Below are 24,253 nucleotides of genomic sequence, written 5' to 3'. Positions count from 1 at the left end.
CGCTAACACGCAAAGCTAAGCAAAAGATTGCTACAGATTCATCACGGTCGCGTGGCCCATCGCACCAAAACCGTTGAAGCGGGTATTGGTCACGACGGAATAGGCGCCCGCGCCGTGGAAGATGACATAGTCGCCTTCGACCACGTCAGCAGGCAACGGCAACTCACCCGGAAGCCGGTCCACCGAGTCGCAAGTCGGCCCGAAAATGATCCGGCCCGTCACATCGCCGCCACGCGGTCGGCCCTGCGGGTCCAGCACCTCGATCCGGTCCAGATTGCCGACGATGGGCAGTTCGGCCAGCCCGCCATAGACGCCGTCATTCAGGAACACCGCCATGCCGTCGCGCACCGCCTTGACCCGCGTGATCAGCGAGAAGGCATCGGCGCAAAGCCCCCTGCCCGGCTCGCAGACCAGATCCGGTGCGTCCGTGCCAAAACTTTCCGCGACGGTCTCGCCGATCTCGGTAAAGATCGATGTCAGGTCCGGCTCGACCCCGGCGACGCGGTGCGACGGGAAACCGCCGCCGACATTCAACCGATGTGCCTTCACCCCCGCCATGTCGCAGATTTCCTTCGCAACGTGGATATAGCTTTCCCACGCGATAGGATCGGTGCATTGCGTGCCCGGATGGAAGGTCAGCGACGGGATATAGCCGCGATCCGCGACCAGTTTCAGCATCTCGGCCGCATATTCCGGTGTCGCCCCGAACTTCGAGCCAAAGTCATAAATTGCGCCCATCACCGGCAGCTTGAAGCGCGGCGAGATCTCGACCCCCTTGCCGTCAAACTCGACCGGCACCGCATCCAGCAGCTTGTCCAGTTCGGACCGGCTGTCCACCGACCATGCCAGAATCTTCGCCTCGATCGCCTGCGCGATTTCGGCGCGAGAGCGGACCGGATTGTGGTAATGGCGAGCCGCGCGCGGGGCCATGCGACCGATCAGATCGATCTCGGCAGGCGAGGCCACGTCAAAACCGGAAATGCCAGCCGTCACCAGATTCTCGATCACGGCCTCTTCCGGGTTCGATTTGACGGCATAGGTCACCAGACCGGGAAACCCTTCGACAAAGCTGCGGGCACGCGCCTGCAACACTGTCGGTGCGAACACCATCACCGGATTTTCGGGCTGAAGATGTCTAATGATCTCGGCCGGATTGTCCCAGACGGTCTTCATGTTTCCCATTGAGGGTGTCCTTTCATTCATGTGAGGGGCCTCTTGTCCGGGCTATGTTCCAAGGATTGGTAGCACGAACCAGAAGACGCGCTTTTGAGTTCCAAACCGACCGATGAAAAGAGTGGAAACGCCGTATATTGTCGTTAATATGACGAAAATGATGACATTTTCACGAAACCGGCGGGATTTGCGCTTTGGACGACGTTGACCGCACCATTATTGCCCATCTGTCTCAGGACGCGCGAATATCGCTGGCAGTTCTGGCGCGCCGGATGAAGGTGGCGCGCTCGACCATTCAGGCGCGGCTTGAGCGGTTGGAAACGACCGGCGTGATTGCCGGATACACCATCCGTCTGGGCGAGACGGCACGGACATCCCGCATCCGCGCCTCGGTTCTGCTGGCGATAGAGCCGCGCAGTCAGGCTGGCATCCTGTCGCGTCTGAAAGCCATCGCGCAGATCGAGCGCATCCATACGACCAGCGGTCGGATCGACCTGCTGCTGCACCTGTCCACGAACTCCACCGCCGAGTTGGACGAGGTTCTGGACCGGATCAGCGTGATCGAGGGGGTGCGGTCGCTGGAAAGTCTGGTTCATCTCTCGACCCGGCTTGATCGCGCGGTCTAAGCGCGAATTGCGGCTGGGCAGACAACTGCTGCGGATCGTTTGCGTATCGTCCCGCGTCAGTAAGATGGGACTGTCGGCGGAATACGGCGCCCGCCATCTGGCCGACGCGCCCGAGGGCCGCGCCTTCAAGGATGGCCTGAACGCCGTCACGTTGGACAGTTCAGAAGGGGCCGGGGTGATCGCAGGGGCCAACGCGGGTTTCGCACGGGTTCAGCATCTGGCAGACAACAATCTGCAACCACCGCGCTGAACCCGGGCGGCCTTTAGAGGATACCGGGCAGGTTCAACTGATGCTCTCGCGCGCAGTCCAGCGCGATGTCGTATCCCGCATCGGCATGGCGCATGACGCCGGTTGCCGGGTCGTTCCACAACACGCGGGCGATACGCTTGTCGGCATCGGCGCTGCCGTCGCAGCAGATCACCATGCCGGAATGCTGCGAAAAGCCCATGCCGACGCCGCCGCCATGATGCAGGCTGACCCAGGTTGCCCCGGACGCCGTGTTCAGCAGCGCATTCAGCAGCGGCCAGTCTGACACAGCATCGCTGCCGTCGCGCATCGCCTCGGTCTCGCGGTTGGGGCTGGCGACGCTGCCGCTGTCCAGATGGTCGCGGCCAATGACGATGGGCGCTTTCAGTTCGCCGTTTCTGACCATCTCGTTGAAGGCCAGCCCCAGCTTGTGCCGCAGACCCAGACCGACCCAGCAGATACGGGCGGGCAGGCCCTGAAAGCTGATCCGGTCGCGCGCCATGTCCAGCCAGTTGTGCAGGTGCGGGTCGTCGATCAGCTCTTTCACCTTGGCATCGGTTTTATAGATATCCTCGGGGTCGCCCGACAAAGCCGCCCAGCGGAACGGCCCGATGCCGCGGCAGAAAAGCGGGCGGATATAGGCGGGCACGAAGCCGGGGAAGGCGAAGGCGTTCTCGAGCCCTTCTTCCAGCGCGACCTGCCGGATGTTGTTGCCGTAATCCAGTGTCGGCACGCCGGCGTTCCAGAAATCCACCATCGCCGCAACGTGGTCGCGCATGCTGGCCCGCGCCGCCTTTTCGACCGCCTTCGGATCGGTTTCCTGCTTTGCCCGCCATTCGGCCACGCTCCAACCCTTCGGCAGATAGCCGTGGATCGGATCATGGGCGCTGGTCTGGTCGGTGACGATATCGGGGCGGACGCCGCGCCGCACCAGTTCGGGGAAGATATCGGCCGCATTGCCGATCAGAGCGACGGATTTCGCCTCGCCCGCCTTGGTCCAGCGGTCGATCAGCGCCAAAGCCTCATCCAGATCATGGGTCTTCTCATCGACATAACGGGTCCGCAGCCGGAAATCGGCGCGGGTTTCATCGCATTCCACCGCCAGACAACATGCGCCTGCCATCACTGCCGCCAAAGGCTGCGCGCCGCCCATGCCGCCAAGCCCGCCGGTCAGGATCCAGCGGCCTTTCAGGCTGCCGTCGTAATGCTGCCGACCGGCCTCGACGAAGGTTTCATAGGTGCCCTGAACGATGCCCTGACTGCCGATATAGATCCACGATCCGGCGGTCATCTGGCCATACATCGCCAGACCCTTCTTATCCAATTCGTTGAAATGGTCCCAGTTCGCCCAATGCGGGACAAGGTTCGAATTCGCGATCAGCACGCGGGGTGCATCCTTATGGGTGCGGAACACGCCGACCGGCTTGCCGGACTGGACCAGCAGCGTCTCATCCGCTTCCAGCTTGCGCAGGCTGTCCACGATCAGGTCGAAGTCGCGCCATGTCCGCGCCGCCCGACCGATGCCGCCATAGACGACCAGTTCATGCGGGTTCTCGGCCACGTCGGGATGCAGGTTGTTCATCAGCATCCGAAGGGGCGCCTCGGTCAGCCAGCTTTTGGCGGTGATGTCGGTGCCGGTGGCGGGGAAGATGTCGCGGGCATTATGGCGGGGATTGTTCATCGGATCATGCCTTCAGTTCGGCGGCCAGCGCCGCGATTTCGGTCAGGATGTCTTGCAGAGTGACACGCAAAGCGGCGGCCTTGGCGTCGTCATAGGCAAAGGGCGGGGTTTCGGATTGCAGATGCGTCGATTGCGCCAGTTCCATCTGGATCGCATGGGTGCCGCTTCCGGGCTGGCCGTAATGGCGCGTGGTCCAGCCGCCCTTGAAGCGGCCGTTCAGCACCGATGTCCGCCCCGAAGCTGCGGTGATCCGCGCCACGGCAGCCTCGATCCTTGGATCGCAGGTGGTGCCGTTATTGGTACCGATGTTGAAATCCGGCAGGGTGCCGTCAAAGAGAAACGGGATATGGCTGCGGATCGAGTGGCAATCATAAAGGATCGCCACCCCATGCAGCGCCCTGACCCGCTCAATCTCGGCGGAAAGCGCTGCGTGATAGGGGGCGTGGAAATGCGCCTTGCGGGTCTCGATCTCGGCAGGTGTGGGGGCGGTGGTCCAGATCGGCTCGCCGTCGAAATCGGTCAGCGGCACCAGCCCGGTGGTGTTCTGACCGGGATAGAGGCTTGCATCATTCGGTCCGCGATTGGCGTCGATCACATAGCGATGGAACGTCGCCCGCACGGTTGTCGCGCCGGGCAGCAGGCCGTCATAAAGCCGGTGGATATGCCAATCGGTATCGGCCAACACCTGCCCCCGTGCATTCAGGCGGGCGAAGATGTCGTCGGGAATATGGGTGCCGGTATGAGGCAGGCCCAGAATGACCGGGCTGTCGCCTTGCGTCACCTCGACCGGCATCATACGCGGACCTCATCCAGCAGATGACCGGGGACCGCGGCGACCAGCACGCCCTGACGAACGAGATCGGCGGCTTCGGCCAGATCGGGGGCAAGGTAGCGGTCCTGATCCAGCGCCGGGACGGTATCGCGCAAGGTCTCGATCACCGATTGCAGCGGGGCCGAGGTGGTCAGCGGCGCGCGGAACTCGACCCCGGCAGCGGCGCAAAGCAGCTCGATCCCCAGAATCTGCGACAGGTTGGCATTCATCCGCTTCAGCCGCCGCGCGCCATGGGCCGCCATACTGACGTGATCCTCCTGATTTGCGCTGGTCGGGGTGGAATCGGTGCTGCAGGGGTTCGCCAGATGCTTGTTTTCGCTCATCAACGCGGCACTGGTCACCTCGGCGATCATTAAGCCGCTGTTCAGACCGGGATCGGGGGTCAGGAAGGGCGGCAGGTCGTGGCTTAGCGTCGGATCGACCATCAGCGCGATACGGCGCTGTGCGATTGCGCCGATCTCGGCCACGGCCAGCGCGATCTGATCGGCGGCGAAGGCCACCGGCTCGGCATGGAAATTCCCGCCCGAGACGATGCGATCCGCTGCCGTCAGCACCAGCGGATTGTCGGTCGCGGCGTTCGATTCGATCTCCAGCGTCCGCGCCGCTTGCCATAGCAGATCGATGCAGGCCCCCGTCACCTGCGGCTGGCAGCGGATGCAATAGGGGTCCTGCACACGGGTATCACCGACACGATGGCTCTCGCGGATCTCGCTGCCCTCCATCAGACCACGGATCACCTGTGCGGCTAGGATCTGACCGCGATGGCCGCGAAGCGTGTGGATTTCCTCAAGGAAAGGCGCCGTCGAGCCCATGATCGCATCGGTCGACAGCGCCGAGATAATCAGCCCCGCCCGAACCGAGGCAAAGGCATCGAAGAGCCCCGCCAGTGCGAAAGCGGTCGAGACCTGCGTGCCGTTGATCAGCGCCAGCCCCTCTTTCGCGGCCAGAACGATCGGCGACAGATCCGCCATCGCCAGCGCCTCGGCCCCCGGCATCCTGTGGCCCTGATAGGTGGCGAAACCCTCGCCCAGCATCACGGCCGCCAGATGCGCCAGCGGTGCCAGATCGCCCGATGCACCGACCGAGCCTTGCGCCGGGATCACCGGCAAGACGCCTTTCGCCAGCATCCCTTCAAGCAGCGCGATCACCTCTGGGCGGACGCCCGACGCGCCACGGCCCAGCGATAACAGCTTCAGCACCATGATCAGCCGCACCGTCGGCGTCTCGACCGGCTCACCGACGCCGCAGCAATGCGACAGGATCAGGTTTCGTTGCAGGGTCGCGGTATCCTCGGCCCGGATCTTGATCGAGGCCAGCTTGCCGAAGCCGGTATTGACGCCATAAACCGGCTCGCTGCCGTTCGCGGCGGCGGCGATCCGGGCGGCGGATGCGGCGATGCCGTCGCGGGCGCTGTCGTCAAGGCGGACGGCCAGCCCTTCGCGCCAGACCCGTTCAAGCTGGGCAAGCGTGGTTTCACCGGGGATGAGGATCAGGTCAGACAAGTTCGCCTCCGATGATGCGGGCGTGAAGGGGGTTGAAGCCGATGCGATAGGTCAGCTCGGCCGGGTGGGTGACGTTCCAGATCGCCAGATCGGCGCGCATGCCGGGGCGAATCTGGCCGCGATCAGCCAAGCCAAGCGCGGTGGCCGCATGGCGGGTCACCCCGGTCAGGCATTCGGCGGGGGTCATGCGGAACAGGGTTGCACCCATATTCATCGTCAGCAGGATCGAGGTCAGCGGCGAGGTGCCGGGATTGCAATCGGTGGCCAGCGCCATCGGCACCTGCGCATCGCGTAGCGCCTGCATCGGCGGCAGCTTGGTCTCGCGCAGCGTATAGAAAGCCCCCGGCAACAGCACGGCAACGGTGCCGGACGCCGCCATCGCGCTGATGCCGTCCGGCCCCAGATATTCCAGATGATCCGCCGAGATCGCGCCATGCTGTGCCGCCATCGCCGCCCCGCCCAGATCGGAAAGCTGTTCGGCATGCAGCTTGACCGGCAGGCCCAGCGTGGCCGCATGATCAAAGATCGCCGCCATTTCGTTACGGCTAAAGGCGATGCCTTCGCAGAACCCGTCCACCGCGTCGATAAGCCCTTCGGCATGCGCGCGGTCCATCCCGGCAATCACCACATCGCGGATATAGCTCGCGCGGTCGTCCTTATATTCGGGCGGCAGTGCATGGGCGGCCAGCCATGTCGTGCGGACCGAGACCTTGCGTATCTGCCCAATCCGGCGGGCAACGCGCAGCATCTTCAGCTCTGTCTCGATATCGAGGCCATAGCCGGATTTGATCTCCAGCGTCGTGACACCCTCGGCCAGCAATGCATCGACGCGCGGCAGGGATTGCGTCAGCAAAGCATCCTCGGTGGCCTCTCGGGTGGCGCGGACGCTGGACAGGATGCCGCCGCCCGCGCGAGCGATTTCCTCATAGCCTGCACCCTCAAGCCGCATTTCGAATTCGCGGGCGCGGTCGCCGCCAAAGACGATATGGGTGTGGCAATCGATCAGACCGGGCGTGATCAGCCGCCCCTCAAGATCGTGCTGCGTCAGATGACGATAGCCGTCCGGAAGCCCCGCCGCATCGCCGACCCAGACGATTCGACCATCTTCGACAACCAGCGCGCCGCGCCCGATCAGGCCATAACCGCCTGATTCCGCGTCCATCACCGCAATTCCGGCATTGCTGAAAAGCTGCATCCCTGACATCCGGCATTGATTTATTCTCGGCTCTATGTCTAAACTTATTAACACTCTATGTCTAAACTTATTTTGCGATGGTGGCATGCAGCGGATTTGGGCAGAGCGGGCGTTGTTGCCTGATGGATGGGCCGAAAATGTCGGCGTGACGCTGGATCAGGGCCGCATCGCTGCGGTCGAGACGGGCGCAGCGCCGGTCGGTCAGCGGGTGGGACTGTTGCTGCCCGCGATGGCGAACCTGCATTCGCATGCGTTCCAGCGCGCAATGGCCGGTCTTTCCGAGGCGCGTGGCCCGGAACCGCGCGACACCTTCTGGACATGGCGGCAGATCATGTATCGCTTCCTCGACCACCTGACGCCCGAGGATGTCGAAGCCATCGCTGCGCTGGTGCAGATGGAGATGCTGGAGGCGGGATATGCCACCAATGTCGAGTTTCATTACCTGCATCACCGGCCCGGCGGCGGGCATTACGACAATATCGCCGAGATGGCCGAGCGTATCGCCGCCGCCGCCAGCCGCACCGGGATCGGGTTGACGCTGCTGCCGGTGCATTACCAGTTCGGCGGCATTGACCAGCGCCCGCTTGGGCCCGGCCAGAACCGCTTTGGAACCTCGCCTGAAGAATTTCAGCGCCTTCTGGACGCTTCCGAGAAGGTTCTGGCGCATCTGCCTGCCGATGCCGGGATTGGCGTTGCGCCGCATTCGCTGCGCGCGGTGTCGCCCGAAGGGTTGGCTTTGTGCGAAAGCCTGCGGCCGGGTCGTCCACTGCACATGCATCTGGCCGAGCAAATCCCCGAGATCGAGCAAATCAGCGCCGCCACAGGTCGTCGCCCGGTCGAATGGTTGCTGGACAATCATCAGCCGGACAGCTGCTGGACGCTGATCCATCTGACCCACATGACCGAGGATGAAACTCGTCACCTCGCCGCGACCGGGGCGGTTGCGGGACTGTGTCCGATCACGGAATCGAGCCTTGGCGACGGTATCTTCAACGGCACGATCTGGGCCGGAGCAGAGGGTCGCCTTGGCTTTGGATCGGACAGCAACATACGGATTTCATTGGCAGAAGAGCTGCGGGCGCTGGAATATAGCCAGCGGTTGCGTGACCGGGGGCGGGCTGTTCTGGCGACGAAAGAGCGTTCGACCGGGCGGGTGCTTTACGAGTCCGGGCTGGATGGCGGCAGAACCGCTGCGGGGCGCGAGACCGGGGCGATCCGTGAGGGGCTTTGGGCCGATCTGGTCGCGGTTGATCTGCATAATTCGGTCATGGCGGGGCGTGGTGGCGATGCGATGCTGGATTCCTTCATCTTTGCCGGGCATGACGGGCTGATCCGGGATGTCTGGGCTGCGGGGCGGCATGTTGTGCAAGATGGCCAACACATCCATCGGGAACAAATAACCCACGAATATCTCTCAACGATCTCCAGACTTCAGGACCGGATGTGACCGAGAAAGACCTTCCCTCCAGCTCCAAGGCTCAGGCCATCGCCGCCGAGGTTCGACGCCGGATCGTGGACCGCGAATGGCGGCAGGGGGACCGGATTCCTGATGAGGCAGAGCTTGCGGTCAGCTTTGGTGTGGCGCGGGCGACGGTCAACAAAGCCCTGCAATTGCTGGCGGATGAGGGGTTGCTGTATCGGAAAAGGCGGGCGGGGACGCATGTGGCGGTGAACCCCGCGCGCAAGGCGACGCTGACCATTCCGATCGTGCGGGAACAGGTCGAACAGGCCGGGATGGTCTATAGCCACCGCCTTGTCGCCCAAAAGACCGCGCCGCTGCCGCCCGAGGTTGCGGCGCGGATGGCGCTGGCTGCGGGAAGCCCGCTGATCCATGTGCGGAGCGTTCATTTTGGCGATGATGCGCCCTATCAATTCGAGGATCGCTGGATCAATCCAGTCGCGGCACCGGGCGTTGAAAGCGTTGATTTCAATCGACTTAATCCCAACGAATGGCTCGTGAGAAACTTTCCGTGGTCGCGGGCGGATATGAACTTCCGGGCCGAGAATGCCGACGCAACCGATGCCCGGATGCTGGAGACGCGGCAGGGCACCGCGCTGCTGGTGCTGGAGCGGACGACTTGGAACGATCTGGGTGCGATCACCTCGGTCAGGTTGGCCTTTCGACCGGGCTACAATATGGTCGCGATCCCCTGATCGGGCCGCGCAACGGGGTGCGGGCGTTGCAATCGGTATTTTTGCAACGAAGAAACGGCGGGGTGCGTCTGGGCCAGCAAATGCTGGACACAGGGCCGCACATCCTGTGCACCGCCCGTGCACAGGATGTGCACAGCGCGTACACAGCTTGCGAACGGTGGTGTTGCGTTACAGGGGGGCGGGCCTGCAAAACGGTGCTTGTGTCAGGCCGTTGGAGAATTAGGATGAATCCCAATTCAACGGAACGGCGATTTGAGCATGCTGAAATTCACACGGCGCGCGGCTTTGTTCGGAAGCGGGGCAATTGTCGGCGGATGGCTGACGGCGCGCTATGGTCCGCACCTGCCGGTGCTGGACGGCAACCCGATCCTGCGGACCGAGGCCGATGCCGGTCATCTTGACGATGCCAGCGGGCTAAGCCGCACGCCGGTCCACCGCCATGTGATCCTGAAGCAGCCGCCCGATCAGACGTTGATCGAGGCGATCCGGTCCGAGATGGCCGAGGCGCGGGCGGCCGGGCGTCCGGTCAATGTCGGCGCGGCGCGGCATTCGATGGGCGGGCAGGCGATCCCACGCAATGGCCATGCGCTGACCTTCGACAATGGGCAGGTCGAGGTGGATCAGGCGGCGGGAACCATGCGGGTTCATGCCGGGGCGCGCTGGTCGCAGGTGATCGCGGCGCTGGACCCGTTGGGCTTTGGGCCGAAGGTGATGCAGTCGAACAATGATTTCGGCGTCGCCGCGACCTTTTGCGTCAATGCGCATGGCTGGCCGGTGCCGAAGGGGCCGATGGGGGCGACGGTGCGGTCCTTCGACATGATCCTGCCCGGCGGTGATCTGGTCACTTGTTCGCGCAACGAAAACGCCGATTTGTTCCGCATGACCATGGGCGGTTACGGGCTGACAGGGGCGATCATCGCGATGGAGGTCGAGATCGCGCCGAACCTGCGGCTTGAACCGAGTTTCGAGGAAATGCCCGCGGCCGAGTTCGGGACGCGCTTCCTGTCCACATTGCAGCAGCCCGAGGTGAATATGGCCTATGGGCGGCTGAGCGTGGATCGGGCGGGCTTTTTCGACAAGGCGCTGATGATCAGCTATCGCCCGGTTGCCGATCAGACCAACCTGCCCCCGGCCAGCGGGTCGGGATGGATGGCGAAGCTGGCAAGCCGCCTTTATCGCGCGCAATTGGGCAATGAGCCCGCCAAGCGGCTGCGCTGGTGGACGGAGACGACGACCGGGCCCTTGCTGGGAGCCGGGCCAGTGACACGAAACAGCCTGATCAACGAGCCGGTGGTGACGCTGGACGACCGCAATCCCGACCGAACCGATATTCTGCACGAATATTTCGTCGCACCCGAGCGGTTCGCGGAGTTCGTCGATTTGTGCCGGAAGGTGATCCCGGCCTCGTATCAGGAATTTCTGAATGTCACGCTGCGGTTCGTGGACCGTGACCCTGACAGCGTACTGGCCTATGCCACCGTTCCCCGGATCGCCGCCGTCATGTCCTTCAGTCAGGAAATGACCGCGCGAGCCGAGGCGGATATGGCCCGGCTGACGCAAGAGTTGATCGGTGGTGTCATCGCCATCGGCGGCAGCTATTACCTGCCCTATCGCCCGCATGCGCGGATCGAACAGTTGACCGCGGCCTATCCCCGTGCGCCGGAATTCGCCGCCGCCAAGCGGGCGCTGGACCCCGGCCTGCTGTTCCGCAACAATCTGTGGGACAGCTATCTGGATCGGCTATGAGCATCATACAGAAAATCTGCATCGGCTATTTTATCGCTCTGATGGGCGCGGCCTCGTTGAACTATATCCCCGGACTGACCGATCAGGAGGGGCTGGCATTCGGCATCTTCGAACTGGATCTGTTCGATGACGCGCTGCATGTCGCCTCGGCGCTTTGGGCACTGGTAGCCGGGGTGATGGGCGGGCGCGCCGCGCGGAATTTCCTGCTGATCTTCGGCGCGCTTTATCTGGGCGACGGAGTCTTCGGGTTCTTTACCGGCTATGGCTATCTGGATTTCGGCATTTTCACCAATCCGGCAGAGGGGCTGTCCTTCACGCTGTTCAGGTTCCTTGCCAACCTGCCGCATCTGGTTCTGGGTGGATTTGCGCTGTTCGCCGGGCTGAAATGGGGTCGGCAAGGGGTCGCGGGTTAAATGCGCTGGCTGCTGCGCAAGCTGCTATGGCTGGTGGCCGGTCTGGTGGCTCTGATCCTGTGCCTGCTGGCTCCGGCAGGTTATGTCGAACTGGCCTGCCGCCCGGATATGCGCGCCGATGACTATCGCCCGATCCTGCCCGAAACGGATCGTCGGCCCGAGGCGCGGACGCTGCTTACCTATCCCGAATGGCATATCGTTCATGCCTATGACGATTACGCCCGTGTCATCACCACCGGCGATCCGCAGGATTATGGCTATCTGTCCTCGATAGGCGGCTTCTGGTCGTCGCTTTGCGCCTTGTCAGAGGCGACCGGGGATCATGGTGGCTTCCCGTGGGAGACGAAGCAGATGGTCTATACAATCGGCGTCAGCTTTACCGCTGAAATGCTGATGAAGGCGGCCTATGAAGAGACATTGGGCCGGGTGGCCACATGGATCCGGGGGGATACGCGGGCGCCTTTGGATGATCTCTCGGCCTTGCAAGCGGCGGATTACGCAGAGTTTTTGCAGCAGGTGCCGTGGTATAAGTGGGATTTCGCCAAAAGCGCGGCAGAGTTGCATGAGACAGGCGGCAGGGGTTTTCGCGACCGGGAAAGGCGGCTGGCGCTTGGGTTGGAATATCGGGGCAAGGCCGCCTATGCCGGAGTGATCGCGCAGGCGGTGGCGCAGGTCGGGGCGGATGCGCTGACCCTGCGGATGATCGTGGCCGGGATCGATGCCGAGCGGCTGGCCGCTCTGCCCGGCGTGAACGTGATCGGCCAGCGACCAGAGGGGATCGAGATCGAGACGCCGCGTTATCGCGAGCTGACGCATCTGCTGGCGCAGATGGCGGCAGAGGGGGCGGGCTTTGTCGAAATCGCCGGGAATGACGATATTCTGGTCACCGCAATCTCGGGTCAGGAACAGGCCACGGGGGCGATCTTCAGCTTCAGGCGGCAGGGATATGGCGATTTCCGGCATCTGATCATGGTCAAGGTGGCGGATCTGGGTTCGCTGTTGCGAGAGATGTCGGGCGAAGGCCTGACGCTTGAGCATGTTCACGATTATTAGGCGGTGGAGCCTCTATCTGCTGGCGGTATTCGTCGGCTGGATCGGGGTGCTGTCGGCGGTGATGCTGTTTAGCGATGCAGCGCCCGGCGCCGTGGCGTTCTTCCCGGCGCAGGATTTCGTGGCGGAATTGCCCGATGGTGCGGGCGTGGCTGGCGCGGGACGGTTCTGGATTGCGGTGCGCAGTGATCAGCCGGGGCTTGGGCTGGCGCTTTACCGGGCCGGGGCGGTGCTGGTGCTGCCTGCCGGACTGCCGGGATGCCTGCCCCTTGGAAAGGGACAGGCGGGTTCGTGATGGATCAGGCTGCGGCCTTGCGGCGGCGTGCGATCAGGCCAAGCGCGCCCATCCCGGCAAGGATCAGCGGGAAGCTGGCCGGAAGCGGGATCGGGGCGGGTTGGGTATAGCCCAACTGCTCGCTGGCGACGAGTTGCAGAATCAGCGAGTCGCGCTGGCTGATGCCAAGGTCGCGGGCGGCGATCTCGTGCAGGCCGAACATGGCCGGGTTCAGCCCGGTGATCGTCCCGAAAAGCGTCAGTGCGCTGAGATAGCTGCCGTATTTGCTGGCATGGGTGCCATCGTCGAACCACAGATCGATCAGCCCGTCGGTCCCGGCATCAGGGCCCCAGAAATCGCTGGTCGCAAGGCCTTGGTCAAGCGCGCGCAGGAAAGCCTGCCCGACCGGCGCGATCCCGGCATAGCCGGTATCGCCTTGCGCAAGCGCATAGTCATAGGCTTCCTGATACCCTTCGACCAGTTCGGCGGTCATCTGGGCGTAGTTGTCGTAGAACGTTTCCGACGACGGCGTATCGGTCCAGGTGATCGAGCCGTCGGTATCGTCGCGAACCGTCTCGGGCGCGCCGTGGATCATGTTCGGGCGGGCCCAGGTCTGATAGAGATAAACCTCGGTCTCTTCGCTGGCATTGGCGTTCACATATTCGCCACGGCTGCGGCTGCAGGTCACGGAAGAGGTGCCGGTTGCCTCGCAGGCGGCCTGACGCTCGGCTGCGGTGGCGCCGTCAAAGCCGTCACGGTCGCGCAATACGCCGGTGCCGCCGGGTGACTGGACCAGGTTCTTGATCGCGTTGGCGTAGTAGCGGAAACCTTCCCGGTCGGCGCCGTTATTATTGCCGCTGGCATTGGTCTGATAGGCCAGCGAATTGGCGCTTTGTTCCTGCAGAACGACCTTGTCCCAGGTCTGCTGGGTGATGTTGCCGCGCGTATCCCAGTTGGCAGGGCTGCTGTTCAGCAAATGGCCGCGCAGCGAGGCCGCGTTCCGGGTGGACAGCGAGACGTTGTAATCCAGCCCCGCCTGATCGGCCAACTGTTTGAAGATGCCCGCAACGCCGCCCCAGGGATGCGGCTCGAAAGCGTGGCTGCCGGTGGTGTCGGTGAAGGTGCCCCCACGCTCGGGCGAGGTCAGGTCGGTGACGTTTTCGGCGTTGTAGCTCATCACCGGATCGACGCGACCGAAGGTGTAGCTGTTTCCGACAAACAGAATATCGACAGGTGCGGCCATCGCCGACAGCGGCAGAAAGCCTGCCAGCAAGCAAGCAGATAAGCGGATCATGTTGTTTCCCCCCAACTCTTTAATCCCAACTCACCTCTTCGTGAGAAGAAGGAGTTCGGTCAATTTGGAGTTAGCGCAAACTGAGCAAGAACCATTGGATTGAGCGAATGTTCGCTCATTCTGTTGACGTAAGGGTAAATCATTGAGGCATGCTTATTAGGCGAATGCGGGGCGGCATCCAAATTTCCGCAATCCTCACCGTCTGTGCCGCTGTGACTGGTCGTCGCCGCGGCACCGGCTAGCCTTGGTCAACCACAGACCGCGCAATCATTCGAACGAGATCAGGTTCGAACACATCGTTCGGACCTGCCTTTCAGTTCGGCACGAAGATTTCGACCCGGCGATTAAGCTGACGACCGGCGGGATTGTCCTTGCCGTCGACCTCATTCAGCGCAACGGGCTGGCTTTCGCCAAAGCCCTCCGCCTCCATGTCGCTTGTGACGGCGCGGTCCTTCAACGCGGTCTCGACGGTCAGGGCGCGGCGCTGAGACAGGTCCAGATTATAGTCGTCGCTGCCCTTGGCATCGGTATGGCCACGGATCTCCAGCCGCCCCGGGGAGACGCTGATGAAGGCTTCTGCCAGCGCATCGACGGTTTCCGCAGCATCGGAGCGCAGATCGTCCTTGTCGAAGTCGAACAGGATGCGATCTTCTAGCGTGATCAGATAACCGCAAGCAGCAGGCGGCAGACGGAATTTCGTCAGCAATGGGAACTTGCCCGCTGGCGGCACCGGCGGCAGTGGCTCCATCGCCATATCCTGACCGTCAACACTGCCGCTGCCATTGCCGTCATTGATGACGATATGTTCGCCATTCCACGATCCGCTGCCATCGCCTTCATTGATGATCTGGCCAAGAGGACCGCTCCAGATGCCGCTGCCATCCGCTTCGATGACCACCTGACCTACGCGATCCGAATTCCAGGTACCGCCGCCTTCGCCATCCAGCGTGATCTGATCGCGCTGGCTGTTATAGCTTCCCGAGCCATCCGCCTCGACCGTGATCTGCTCGCCATCGTCACCTTCGCGGTTGATCGTGCCCGATCCATCCTCTTCGACCGTAAACTGCGCACCGCCGATATTGGCGACACCAGCGCCACCTTCGTCGATCACATAGGTGCCCTCGTCGCCCAGATCGGCGGTGATCCCGGTATCGTCGCGCAGAACCATGCCAAGGCCGGGCACCAAGGCACCCTGATCATCGCATCGGGCCGGGGCGATGCGGATGCCGTCGATTGCGGCGAGTTTATCGCCAAGTGCATCCTGAAAACTTTGCTGCGCGGGCTCGACGCCGACAAAGTCCGGCACGACGATTGCGGGGATTGGCGGGATCTCTGGCGCGTCCTGAGCCTGAGCCTGAGCGGCTTGCGCCAGCAAAAGCGCAGTTGCCGAAAGCAGCAAAGCGCGGCGGCGGGGTGCGGTGAAAAGCTGTTTTACAATCATTTAATGTCCTTGCGCGTCGTGCGTCCGAAGGAGTTTCGCAGCCACAACAAAGCCGGGGCGCGCGCCGATAGAAAGGGGATTTTAAGGCGATGAGCAAAGGCTGGCTGAGGGGCGATGCGCGGCCTTTTCGCGCAGACACGATCCTCAGCCGCCGTGGCAGAAAAGGATCGTGCCAATCAAAAGCGACGAAACGCCCCTATGACCGCGACTCGGGCGCGTCGGGCTTCGTGCCTTCTTTCGGGGCCGCCGGTTTTGCGGCCGGTTCATCCAGAATACCGGTCAACCCGTTCTCGAAGTTCATTCCCAGCTCTTCGCCAAGCTTTTTCATCGCGGGCAGTTGCAGCGCCGCGCCCAGCATGGCGTCGAAGGCCTGATTGACCGGGGCCTTGCCCTCGCCCGAGCCACCGCCGCCATTCGCGCCGCCCAGACCGCTGATCTGGTTGATGCGGATCGAGTCGATCTTTTCGGCCGGCTTGACCATTTCCTGAACGATGCGCGGCAACGCCTCCAGCCGGGCCAAGGCCACGCGCATGGCGACGATTTCCGGCGAGAGCGTGTTCTCGGAATTGGCAAGCGCCTGACGACCTTCGGCCTCGGCCAGAAGGTCCAGCTTCTTCGCCTCGGCGCGGATGGTCAGGGCGTCGGCCTCGGCCTGTGCCTCTTCGCGCAGGGCTGCGGCGCGGTCGGCTGCGGCGTTGCGTTCAGCCTCGGCGGCGATGCGCAGGCGGGTCGCCTCGCGCTCGGCCTCGCGGCGGGCGTCGATGACGGCGATTTCCTTGTCGCGTTCGGCGCGGGCCACGGCGCTGGCGGTTTCAATCGCCTCGCGCGCCTTCATCGCCTCGGCACGGGCCGAGTCGGCAGAAGCGCGGGCGCGGCTTTCAGCTTCGGACTTTTCGGCGATGATGATCTGACGATCCTGGTTCGCCACCTCGATATCGCGTTCCTTGGTGATCTGCGCAGCCTCGATGGTGCGGGCGCGGGCGATCTCGGCAGAGTTGATTTCCTGCTCGCGCTGAATGCGGGCGCGTTCTTTCTCGGATTCCGCAGCCTCGCGGGACCGGGAAATCTCGGCCTCTTGCAGCGCCTTCAACTGCTCGATTTCCTGCGTGCGGGCGATCCGCGCCTCTTCCTCGTCGCGTTCGATTTGCAGCTTCAGACGTTCGGCCTCCATCGCGGCGCGGCGGACGGCCACATCGGCATCGGCATCGATCTGTGCGCGCTCTTTCTTCGAGGTCGCGATCACCTCGGCCAGCTTGCGCATCCCGACGGCGTTGAAGGCGTTGTTTTCGTCAAGCGCGTTGAAGGGCGTCTGGTCCAAAGCGGTCAGCGAGACGCTTTCAAGTTCCAGACCGTTTTTCAGCAGGTCGTTGGAGACGGCATTCTGCACCTCTTGCACGAAATGGGTGCGGTTTTCGTGCAGTTCGTCCATCGACATCCGGGCGGCGACGGCGCGCAGGCCATCGATCAGCTTGCCCTCGATCATTTCGCGCAACTGATCGACGTTGAAGGTCCGCTCGCCCAGCGTCTGCGCGGCGCGGGAAATGCCGTCCTCGGTCGCCTGAACCGAGACGTAGAACTCGACCCCCACATCGACCCGCATCCGGTCCTTGGTGATCAGCGCGCCATCGCCCTGACGGCGCACTTCCAGACGCAGGGTCTGCATGTTCACCGGGCGGATTTCGTGCAGCAGCGGAATGACGATGGCGCCGCCATCCATGATGACGCGCTTGCCGCCGGCGCCGGTCTTGATCAGGCTGACCTCGCGCGTGGCGCGGCGGTAAAGGCGGCCAAGGATCACGCCAATCAGCAGGAAGAAGACGACGATGACCCCAAGGATCACCAGATAATTGGTCATGTTCATGTGAGCTTCCTTAGGGACAGGTTCATTCGATGGGGATGATGCGCAGCAGCCAGCCGCCGCCGTTCGGGATCCGTTGCCGCACGGTCAGCACCTCGCGACCTTCGGGGATCACGTCGTCGGGGTGGTGCGGCTCGCAGCGCATGTGGTGGATATTGCCGTAAAGATCACGCAGCCGCACCTCGGCCGGGGAACCGGCGCGGGCGGTGCCCTGCGTGACGACACCGCGCAGCCCGCCCATGAATTGCGCCGAGGTCGCGGTGCTTTCCACGCGCGGCAGCAGGCGGGCGAAAAGGCGCGCGAAGCGGGCGGCAAAGGTCACGCCGATCAGGGCGGCGACCGGCACAGCGATCCAGCGGGTCAGAGGCGCGGCGATCAGGTTTTCTGCGGCCGTTTGCAGGATAAAGCCCGACAACCCGAAGCCCAGCAGCAGCGCCGCCAGCCAGATCATGAACGGGGTATGGCCAAGGCCCAGCCATCCGGCCAGCCCCTGTGGCGAGGACGGCTGCAATCTGGATGCGGCCATTCGGTCGGACGCCGAAAGCAGTTCTGCCGTGTCGGGCATCGCATTGGCGTCAAGGTCGAAGGCATCGCCAAGATCGGCGTCAAAATCGGGGCCGTCCGCCTCGGCAGCCATCAGCGAGCCGCCCAGAAGAAGCGCGATCAGTTCCAGCAGAAGCAGCGCGATCAGCAGGCCGAAGGCAAAGAAAAAAGGAAGATAAGGTGCGGACAGAAGATGAGAGAGCAAGTTATTTACCGGAAGAATCTATACTTCCATCAATGCGGCAAGCGGACGCTTCGATCAAGTGGTTGTGACACCCGCCTGCCGCATCGTCACGCTGCCGGACAATGTGCCGGATGGCGGCCCCGGCAAGGGCCGCCGTGGGGGCGGTCAGCCCAGACCCAGTTGCGCGCGAAGGGTCGAAAGATCCTCGGCCAGCGCGTTCACCGCAGCGGACAGCGCCACACGGTCATCCTCGGTCAGCTTGTCATAGGTGACGTAGCCATCGCCTTCCTTGTATTTGTCCAGCGTGGTGTCGATGGTGGCGAAATTACCGTCAACCTTGGTCAGGAACGCCTCATCCGTGACCAGCGGACGCACCAGTTCCACGATCTTGCGGGCACCGTCGAAATTGGCGCGGAAATCCCACAGGTCGGTGTGGGAATAGCGGTCTTCCTCGCCCGAGATCTTGGTGGCTGCGACCTCATCCATCAGCGCGGCGGCACCGCCCACCACGACTTCCGGCGGGAAGGTCAGGCCTTCGATGCGGCCCTGCAATTCCTTGACATCAGCCAAGAGCTTGTCTGCCACAGGCTCCAGTCCCTCGGTCGAGTTCTGTTCCCACAGCCCGTATTCGATACGGTGGAAACCGGGGAAGGCCGGATCGGCCTCAGCCTGTTCATAATCGTCGGCGCGGCTGTCGATCGACACGTCGAGATCCGAGAACAGTTCGGCAATCGGTTCGATCGCCTCGTAATGCTGGCGCGTGGGCGCGAACAGTTCCTTTGCCTTCTCGACATCGCCACCCTTCACGGCGGCCACGAATTCCTCGGTCGCGCCGACCAGATCGTCGGTCTTGTCCGAGACATAAAGTTTGTAATCGCTGATCGGCCCGACCAGATCGAGCGTCGTATCGGCGAAGGCCGCAGGGGTGGCTAACATGCCGCAAATCGCGGCAAGGGTCAGAATTCGCATGGGAACCTCCTGTTACTGTGTCCCGTTGCTATGCTCCGACTGGCTGGTGGCTTGTCGGGGATCTTAAATGGCCTCGATTAGGGTGCGGCCAAGATAGTCGCCGCCCTCGGAAAATCCGGGCAAAGCGTAGAAATAACCGCCGCCGACGGGCTTGATATATTCCTCTAGCGGCTCGCCATCCAAACGATGCTGAACGGCGATGAAGGCGCGTTCCAGATCGGACTGGAAAGCGATGAACAGCAGCCCCTGATCAAGCTGGCCGTTCTTTTGCACCCCGTTCACATAGTTGAACGGACGGCGCAGCATCAGATTGCGGTCCGAATCCGGTGTGCGCGGATTGGCCAGCCGGATATGGCTGTCCATCGCCAGCACCGCGCCTTCGGGATCGGCGGTATAGTCGGGAACGTCGGTCTCGGTCCCCGCACGTCGGTCCAAAGGCGCACCGCTGGCCTTGGTGCGGCCAAAGATCGCCTCTTGCTCGCTCAGGGGGGTGCGGTCCCAACGCTCGACCAGATTGCGGATGATGCGGACGGCCATATAGCTGCCGCCTGAGGCCCAAGTGGGTTCGCCCGCATCGGCCCAGACGATCCGATCCATCAGCGGCACATCGCCGCTGTCGGGATTGGCCGATCCGTCGCGGAAGCCCAGCAGGTTGCGGGCGCTTTCCACCTGCCCATCCGGGCGGGGCGGAATCACCGGGACATTCCCGACCTGCGCCCATCGCAGCACCAGCCGGTCGGGCAGCGATTTGACGATATCGCGCAGGGCATGGACCACGGTATCCTGCGAATTGGCGCAAAACTGGATTGCCAGATCGCCGTGGCAGATATCGGCGACAAGGGCGTCATTGCGGAATTTGGTCATCCGGCTGAGCGTCGCGGGCTTTAGCCCCGCCAGCCAATCGCGACCCTCGAACAGCGAATTGCCAAGCCCGACGGTGATGGTCGAGGCATCGGGCCGCAGCACCGGCCCAAGGATGCCGCTATCTGCGGGCGGTAGTTTCGGGTCGAGTTCAGGCACCGGGCCGCCATGGGTCAGGAAGACGATCCGGTCGGTCAGACGACGAAACAGGTCTTCCAGCGCGGCGGGATCGGCGGCGATCACATGGAAGGAGGCGACCATGCCATGCGCGGGCCGGGGCGTGGTGATCCCCGCCTGATGCGCGCCATAGGGCGAGATGATCTGGCCGCGATCCTCGGTCCCTTCGACCGGGGCGGCGGCGACGTTCTGCGCCTGCTGCGCCATTGCCAGACCGGGGACGATCCCGGCCAATGCGGCGGCTCCGGTCAGGACGTGGCGGCGGGTGGGGCGGTCGGTCATGGCGCTATTCCAGACCGATGGCAGGGTTATAGGCAGCGGCGGCATCGGCCACCTTGCGGAAGGCATCGCCGATCTTCTGGCGGTCTGCCTCGGCCAGGTCCGCCCATGACGGGAAAGCCTCGCCCTGCTTCAACCCGTCCAGCGCGGCGCGGGCATCGGTAAGCGCTGCGTTCAGCCCTTCGGACACTTTGGCGTCGGCATCCTTGACCAGCGGGTCGATCAGCAGCGCCGATTTGGCCGCGCCGTCCAGATCGGCGGCATATTCGGCCAGATCAGCCCCCGCATAGCTGACATGGTCGCCCTGCAATTGATCGGCCACCCGCCCCGCCAAGGCCGAAGCATTCGCCGCCAGTTCTTCGGGCGCGACCTGCATCTCGCGGATGCGCTGTTTCAGGGTTTCGGCATCGGTGGCGAGGGTCTGGGCCAACGGCTGAAGCCCCTCGGTCGAGCCCTTTTCCCACAGCCCGTATTCGATGCGGTGGAAGCCGGTAAAGGCCGGGTCTTCCTCTCGCTGTTCCAGATAGGCGGCCAGCGGGTCCATCCGCTGCGTCAGATCGCCGATCCGGGGCCAGATCGGGGCCATCTGCGACCACGGCTGACGGGCGGCGAGCCACGCCTCTTTCGCGCCCTCCAGATCGCCTGCGGCAATGCGGTCGTGCAGCGCCTCGGTTGTTTCGACCAGTTCCGAGGAGCGGCGGCTCAGATAGACCCGGTATTCCGACAGCGGGCCGATGAATTCGCGAAGCTCTGGCTTGACGCGGGCAGCCTCGGATTCCGCTGTGGCGGTCACGGTCAGGGTGCCACGCGGATTGGTCAGCAGGCCGCAGGTGATCTCATACGTCCCCGGCTTCAGGCGCGGCGACAGGGTGGTGTCCAGCCCCGGCACGATATTCTCACGCTCGGCCACGACCATGACGCCGTCGAGGATTTCCCATTCCAGCGTCCGGTTCGAGCCGTTGTGGATCAGGAAGGTCGGCTGCCCGGCAGGCACGGTCAGATCGGCGGGATCGCAGGTGCGGTCGTTGACGGTGACCCTGATCGCACCCTCGGTCACAGGCTCGCCCGCATGGCGCGTGGCCAGCCACAGCGCAAGGCCGCCCGCCACCACCAGAAACGTCGCAGCAGAAAGCGCAAGGATCGCGGTGCCGCGCGACATGGGATTGCGGTCGGCCATTCAGGCGCTCCCTTCGACATGGGTTCCGCCCGGCGCGGGCATCGGACGCAGGAAGAACCACAGCGACAGGATTAGAACCACGGCCCAGACGATCACCTCGCCCAGAACCGGCGCTTCCTGATAGCCGAAGAGCGCGTTCAGCACCGTGCCCGCGACCGAGGTGATCGGCAGCGATTCCGAACTGTCCCAGGCCGGCTGTTGCAGATGATTCCAAAGACCCGCCTCGTGCAGCTTGCGCAGCACCGATCCGGCAAGGCCCGAGGCGACAAGGATGATGAACACCCCGGTCCAGCGGAAGAAGCGGCGCAGGTTCAGCCGCAGACCGCCGCGATAGATCGCATAGCCGATGACCAGCGCGATAACGACGCCAAGGACCGCGCCCAAAGCCGCGCCCTGACCTGGGTTCTGCTGAAAGATCGCCAGCAGGAAGAAGACCGATTCCAGCCCGTCGCGGGCAACGGCGAAAAAGCTCATCCCGATCAGCGCCCAGACCGGCGCGCGGGATTCGGTCAGTGCGGCGTCGATGTCATGCTCCATATGGGCGCGCATCGACCGCGCGGCTTTCCGCATCCAGAACACCATCGAGATCAGGAACACCACCGCGACCGCGCCGACGATTGCTTCGAACAATTCCTGCGTGCGCTGCGGGAATTGTCCGCCAAGTGCGATGACGGCGGCGCCCACGAACAGCGACAGGGCGACGGCCAGCAGGATGCCAACCCAGACGGCGGGAAGCCATGCGCTGCGACCTGTCCGGCCCAGATAGCCCGCGATCAGACCGACGATCAGCGCCGCCTCGATCCCCTCGCGAAGCATGATCAGAAATGACGGCAACATCACCGCGTCCCCCTGTCATGGCGGCCGAAAGGGTTACCCAACCGAACCACTCGGAAATAGCGTTACGCCTGTCGAAACGGATGCACAAGGGCAATGGATGGGTGGCAAGCCGTCGGCTGAGCCGTGCGTTGAGACGCGGCTCGGCTGCGTTGCGAAGGGGCTGGATTAACGGGCGATGTTGTGCAGGGTAACAATGGACGGGCAGCCGACGTGCCGACCGCAGCCGAATTTCGCATCGCTATCTTCAGACGAATTGATTTCGCATTTTTCAGGATGGAGCCGACATGTATCATGCACTGCGACTGGTTTCTGCGATCTTTCTTGCCGTCGCTGCGACCGGCGTTAGCCAGTCACGGGCAGAGTCGCCCTCCTTCAGCACCCCTTCCGGCAATATCCTGTGCTATGTTCCCGTCCATCTTGGCTCTTTCGACGCGGAAGCGGACCTTTTCTGCCATATCTTCTCGGCCGATTGGACGCCTCCGTCCGAGGAATTCTGTGATCTCGATAGAACGGCCACGATAGCGCTCGGCCCCAAAGGCAACCCGAGTGAAAGCATGTTCTGCCATGGCGACGTCTTCTGGCCGGTGCCAACGCCGGTTGTATCCTATGGCTCCAGTTGGTCAGTGCTCGGCTATCGCTGCGAGATTGCGGAGAGCGGCGTCACCTGCGTCAACCGAGACGGCCATGGTTTCGAAATCGCGCGTCGTGGTCGCAAGCTCTTCTGACAACATCCCAAAGCAATGCGCGGCAAGATCACGCCCGAACATGCATTAGCTGAGCGCATGACCTGCCGCCTGCTCGGCCAGCCATTCGCGAAACGCGCCCTGCCCCGGCGTTTCCACGGTGGAATGCGGGCGCGTCAGCCAATAGGCACCCGCCTTGACCAAGGCAGCAAAGGGCCGGATCAGGCGGCCGGAAGCGGTCCAGTGATCGAAAAGCGGCAACGGCAGAAGCGCAGCACCGTGACCTCGCGCGGCCATTTCCGCGATGGCCAGAGAGGTGTCAAAGACCGGGCCGCGCAGCGGGGGGCAGGTCGCGCCCTGCGCCTCGAACCACTGTTTCCACTCGCCTCCGCGATATGAGCGGAGCAGCGGCAGCTCGGCCAGATCATTGATGCTGCGCAGCCGGTCGGCCCAGGCGGGTGGCGAAAAGAGGGTCATCGGCGCTTCGATCAGTTGCACCGCCGCGATGCCATGCCAGCTTCCGTCGCCGAACTTGATCGCCAGATCCAGCCCCTCGCCCGCGATATCGACGCGGTTGTTGTTGGCATGAATGCGCAAATCCACCGCCGGGTGCCGCGCATGAAAATCGGCAAGGCGCGGCATCAGCCATTCCGTCGCAAAGCTGCTGACCACGCCCAGATTGACCGTCTCGTGAAACCGCCCGCGACTGAAGCGGTCCAGCACCTCGGACATCCCGTCAAAGGCGCGGGTCAGCACCGGCGTCAGCGCCACCCCCTCATCCGTCAGCACCAGCCCACGCGGCACGCGCCGGAACAGAGTCACGCCCAGACGCTCTTCAAGCCCGCGGATCTGGTGGCTCAGCGCCGCCTGCGTCACGCAAAGCTCAACCGCGGCGCGGGTCAGGTTCAGGTGCCGGGCGGCGGCTTCAAAGGCGCGCAGGGCGTTCAGGGGAAGTCGCGGTCTGTCCATGCGGGGACATTAGTTTTTCTAATTCCGAAGGTGAAGTATCATCGTTTGAAACCTCACCAAAATTCCGGTTATCAGGATTTTATCGGGG

23 protein-coding genes are annotated in these 24,253 nt (G+C 63.4%); 9 read left to right on the top strand and 14 right to left on the bottom strand.

The features are described from left to right. Positions 1 to 30 precede the first annotated feature (30 nt). Positions 31 to 1,182, bottom strand: coding sequence for a type III PLP-dependent enzyme (locus JJJ17_RS11375; RefSeq protein ID WP_200686454.1), 1,152 nt, complete (start codon positions 1,180 to 1,182; stop codon positions 31 to 33). A 185-nt stretch (positions 1,183 to 1,367) separates the two neighbouring features. On the opposite strand from JJJ17_RS11375, the gene JJJ17_RS11370 reads away from it, so the two are divergent. Both JJJ17_RS11370 and JJJ17_RS11365 read left to right on the top strand, forming a co-directional pair. Further along, positions 1,368 to 1,799 (top strand): Lrp/AsnC family transcriptional regulator, encoded by a 432-nt coding sequence (locus JJJ17_RS11370; RefSeq protein ID WP_200686452.1) that lies wholly within the window; start codon positions 1,368 to 1,370, stop codon positions 1,797 to 1,799. Between the two features lie 64 nt (positions 1,800 to 1,863). Beyond that, positions 1,864 to 2,049 (top strand): heme oxygenase-like domain-containing protein, encoded by a 186-nt coding sequence (locus JJJ17_RS11365; RefSeq protein WP_200686450.1) that lies wholly within the window; start codon positions 1,864 to 1,866, stop codon positions 2,047 to 2,049. Positions 2,050 to 2,062: 13 nt separating this feature from the next. Here the strand turns inward: JJJ17_RS11365 and hutU are convergent, their stop codons facing one another. From hutU to hutI, 4 genes are read right to left on the bottom strand one after another with little or no spacing between them, the layout of a single operon-like run. Further along, positions 2,063 to 3,727 carry a urocanate hydratase gene (gene hutU, locus JJJ17_RS11360; RefSeq protein WP_200686448.1) on the bottom strand — a complete coding sequence of 555 codons (1,665 nt, stop codon included), beginning with the start codon at positions 3,725 to 3,727 and terminating at the stop codon, positions 2,063 to 2,065. Between the two features lie 4 nt (positions 3,728 to 3,731). Beyond that, positions 3,732 to 4,523: an N-formylglutamate deformylase gene (gene hutG, locus JJJ17_RS11355; protein WP_200686446.1), complete on the bottom strand. Its 792-nt coding sequence runs from the start codon at positions 4,521 to 4,523 to the stop codon at positions 3,732 to 3,734. After that, on the bottom strand, positions 4,520 to 6,061 hold the full coding sequence (gene hutH, locus JJJ17_RS11350; RefSeq protein ID WP_200686444.1) for a histidine ammonia-lyase: 1,542 nt from the start codon (positions 6,059 to 6,061) through the stop codon (positions 4,520 to 4,522). The genes hutG and hutH overlap by 4 nt, the downstream gene beginning before the upstream one ends. Beyond that, positions 6,054 to 7,256, bottom strand: coding sequence for an imidazolonepropionase (hutI, locus tag JJJ17_RS11345; protein ID WP_200686442.1), 1,203 nt, complete (start codon positions 7,254 to 7,256; stop codon positions 6,054 to 6,056). Before hutI ends, hutH begins: the two co-directional genes overlap by 8 nt. Before the next feature lie 85 nt (positions 7,257 to 7,341). Between hutI and JJJ17_RS11340 the strand changes: the two genes are divergently transcribed. The 6 genes from JJJ17_RS11340 to JJJ17_RS11315 all read left to right on the top strand — a co-directional run bounded on the left by JJJ17_RS11340 (position 7,342) and on the right by JJJ17_RS11315 (position 12,914). After that, complete coding sequence (locus JJJ17_RS11340; RefSeq protein WP_200686440.1) at positions 7,342 to 8,703, top strand: formimidoylglutamate deiminase; 1,362 nt, start codon at positions 7,342 to 7,344, stop codon at positions 8,701 to 8,703. After that, a complete protein-coding gene (locus tag JJJ17_RS11335; protein ID WP_200686438.1) occupies positions 8,700 to 9,410 on the top strand; it encodes a GntR family transcriptional regulator in 711 nt (236 codons plus the stop codon). The genes JJJ17_RS11340 and JJJ17_RS11335 overlap by 4 nt, the downstream gene beginning before the upstream one ends. Before the next feature lie 258 nt (positions 9,411 to 9,668). After that, positions 9,669 to 11,156, top strand: coding sequence for an FAD-binding protein (locus tag JJJ17_RS11330; RefSeq protein WP_200686436.1), 1,488 nt, complete (start codon positions 9,669 to 9,671; stop codon positions 11,154 to 11,156). Next, complete coding sequence (locus JJJ17_RS11325; protein WP_200686434.1) at positions 11,153 to 11,569, top strand: hypothetical protein; 417 nt, start codon at positions 11,153 to 11,155, stop codon at positions 11,567 to 11,569. The genes JJJ17_RS11330 and JJJ17_RS11325 overlap by 4 nt, the downstream gene beginning before the upstream one ends. Continuing rightward, the gene (locus JJJ17_RS11320) at positions 11,570 to 12,622 is read left to right on the top strand and encodes a hypothetical protein (protein WP_200686432.1); all 1,053 of its coding nucleotides are present in this window, start codon (positions 11,570 to 11,572) and stop codon (positions 12,620 to 12,622) included. Beyond that, on the top strand, positions 12,606 to 12,914 hold the full coding sequence (locus JJJ17_RS11315; RefSeq protein WP_234464037.1) for a hypothetical protein: 309 nt from the start codon (positions 12,606 to 12,608) through the stop codon (positions 12,912 to 12,914). The genes JJJ17_RS11320 and JJJ17_RS11315 overlap by 17 nt, the downstream gene beginning before the upstream one ends. Before the next feature lie 4 nt (positions 12,915 to 12,918). On the opposite strand, the gene JJJ17_RS11310 is transcribed toward JJJ17_RS11315, so the two are convergent. From JJJ17_RS11310 to efeU, 8 genes are all read right to left on the bottom strand, one after another. Further along, positions 12,919 to 14,187, bottom strand: a complete 1,269-nt coding sequence (locus JJJ17_RS11310) for a VPLPA-CTERM sorting domain-containing protein (RefSeq protein WP_200686430.1) — start codon at positions 14,185 to 14,187, stop codon at positions 12,919 to 12,921. Positions 14,188 to 14,500: 313 nt separating this feature from the next. After that, positions 14,501 to 15,628, bottom strand: a complete 1,128-nt coding sequence (locus JJJ17_RS11305; RefSeq protein WP_200686428.1) for an OmpA family protein — start codon at positions 15,626 to 15,628, stop codon at positions 14,501 to 14,503. A 196-nt stretch (positions 15,629 to 15,824) separates the two neighbouring features. Further along, positions 15,825 to 17,489 carry a flotillin family protein gene (locus tag JJJ17_RS11300; protein WP_234464036.1) on the bottom strand — a complete coding sequence of 555 codons (1,665 nt, stop codon included), beginning with the start codon at positions 17,487 to 17,489 and terminating at the stop codon, positions 15,825 to 15,827. Positions 17,490 to 17,511: 22 nt separating this feature from the next. Further along, positions 17,512 to 18,234, bottom strand: coding sequence for an OB-fold-containig protein (locus JJJ17_RS11295; RefSeq protein WP_200686426.1), 723 nt, complete (start codon positions 18,232 to 18,234; stop codon positions 17,512 to 17,514). A 144-nt stretch (positions 18,235 to 18,378) separates the two neighbouring features. Then, complete coding sequence (efeO, locus tag JJJ17_RS11290; protein WP_200686424.1) at positions 18,379 to 19,182, bottom strand: iron uptake system protein EfeO; 804 nt, start codon at positions 19,180 to 19,182, stop codon at positions 18,379 to 18,381. Between the two features lie 63 nt (positions 19,183 to 19,245). Continuing rightward, complete coding sequence (gene efeB / locus JJJ17_RS11285; protein WP_200686422.1) at positions 19,246 to 20,502, bottom strand: iron uptake transporter deferrochelatase/peroxidase subunit; 1,257 nt, start codon at positions 20,500 to 20,502, stop codon at positions 19,246 to 19,248. Positions 20,503 to 20,506: 4 nt separating this feature from the next. Further along, positions 20,507 to 21,676 carry an iron uptake system protein EfeO gene (efeO, locus tag JJJ17_RS11280; protein WP_200686420.1) on the bottom strand — a complete coding sequence of 390 codons (1,170 nt, stop codon included), beginning with the start codon at positions 21,674 to 21,676 and terminating at the stop codon, positions 20,507 to 20,509. After that, entirely contained in the window at positions 21,677 to 22,513 is an 837-nt protein-coding gene (gene efeU / locus JJJ17_RS11275; RefSeq protein ID WP_200686418.1) for an iron uptake transporter permease EfeU, read from the bottom strand. 284 nt (positions 22,514 to 22,797) lie between these two features. Between efeU and JJJ17_RS11270 the strand changes: the two genes are divergently transcribed. Further along, a complete protein-coding gene (locus JJJ17_RS11270; protein ID WP_200686416.1) occupies positions 22,798 to 23,238 on the top strand; it encodes a DUF6636 domain-containing protein in 441 nt (146 codons plus the stop codon). A gap of 45 nt (positions 23,239 to 23,283) precedes the next feature. Here JJJ17_RS11270 and JJJ17_RS11265 read toward each other — a convergent pair whose 3' ends face one another. After that, the gene (locus JJJ17_RS11265) at positions 23,284 to 24,165 is read right to left on the bottom strand and encodes a LysR family transcriptional regulator (RefSeq protein ID WP_200686414.1); all 882 of its coding nucleotides are present in this window, start codon (positions 24,163 to 24,165) and stop codon (positions 23,284 to 23,286) included. Positions 24,166 to 24,253 lie beyond the last annotated feature (88 nt).

Source organism: Paracoccus caeni, assembly GCF_016629665.1.
GTDB classification, from domain to species: domain Bacteria; phylum Pseudomonadota; class Alphaproteobacteria; order Rhodobacterales; family Rhodobacteraceae; genus Paracoccus; species Paracoccus caeni.
Note: the sequence above shows the minus strand (reverse complement) of the source record. Positions and strands in the feature narration are given on the sequence as shown.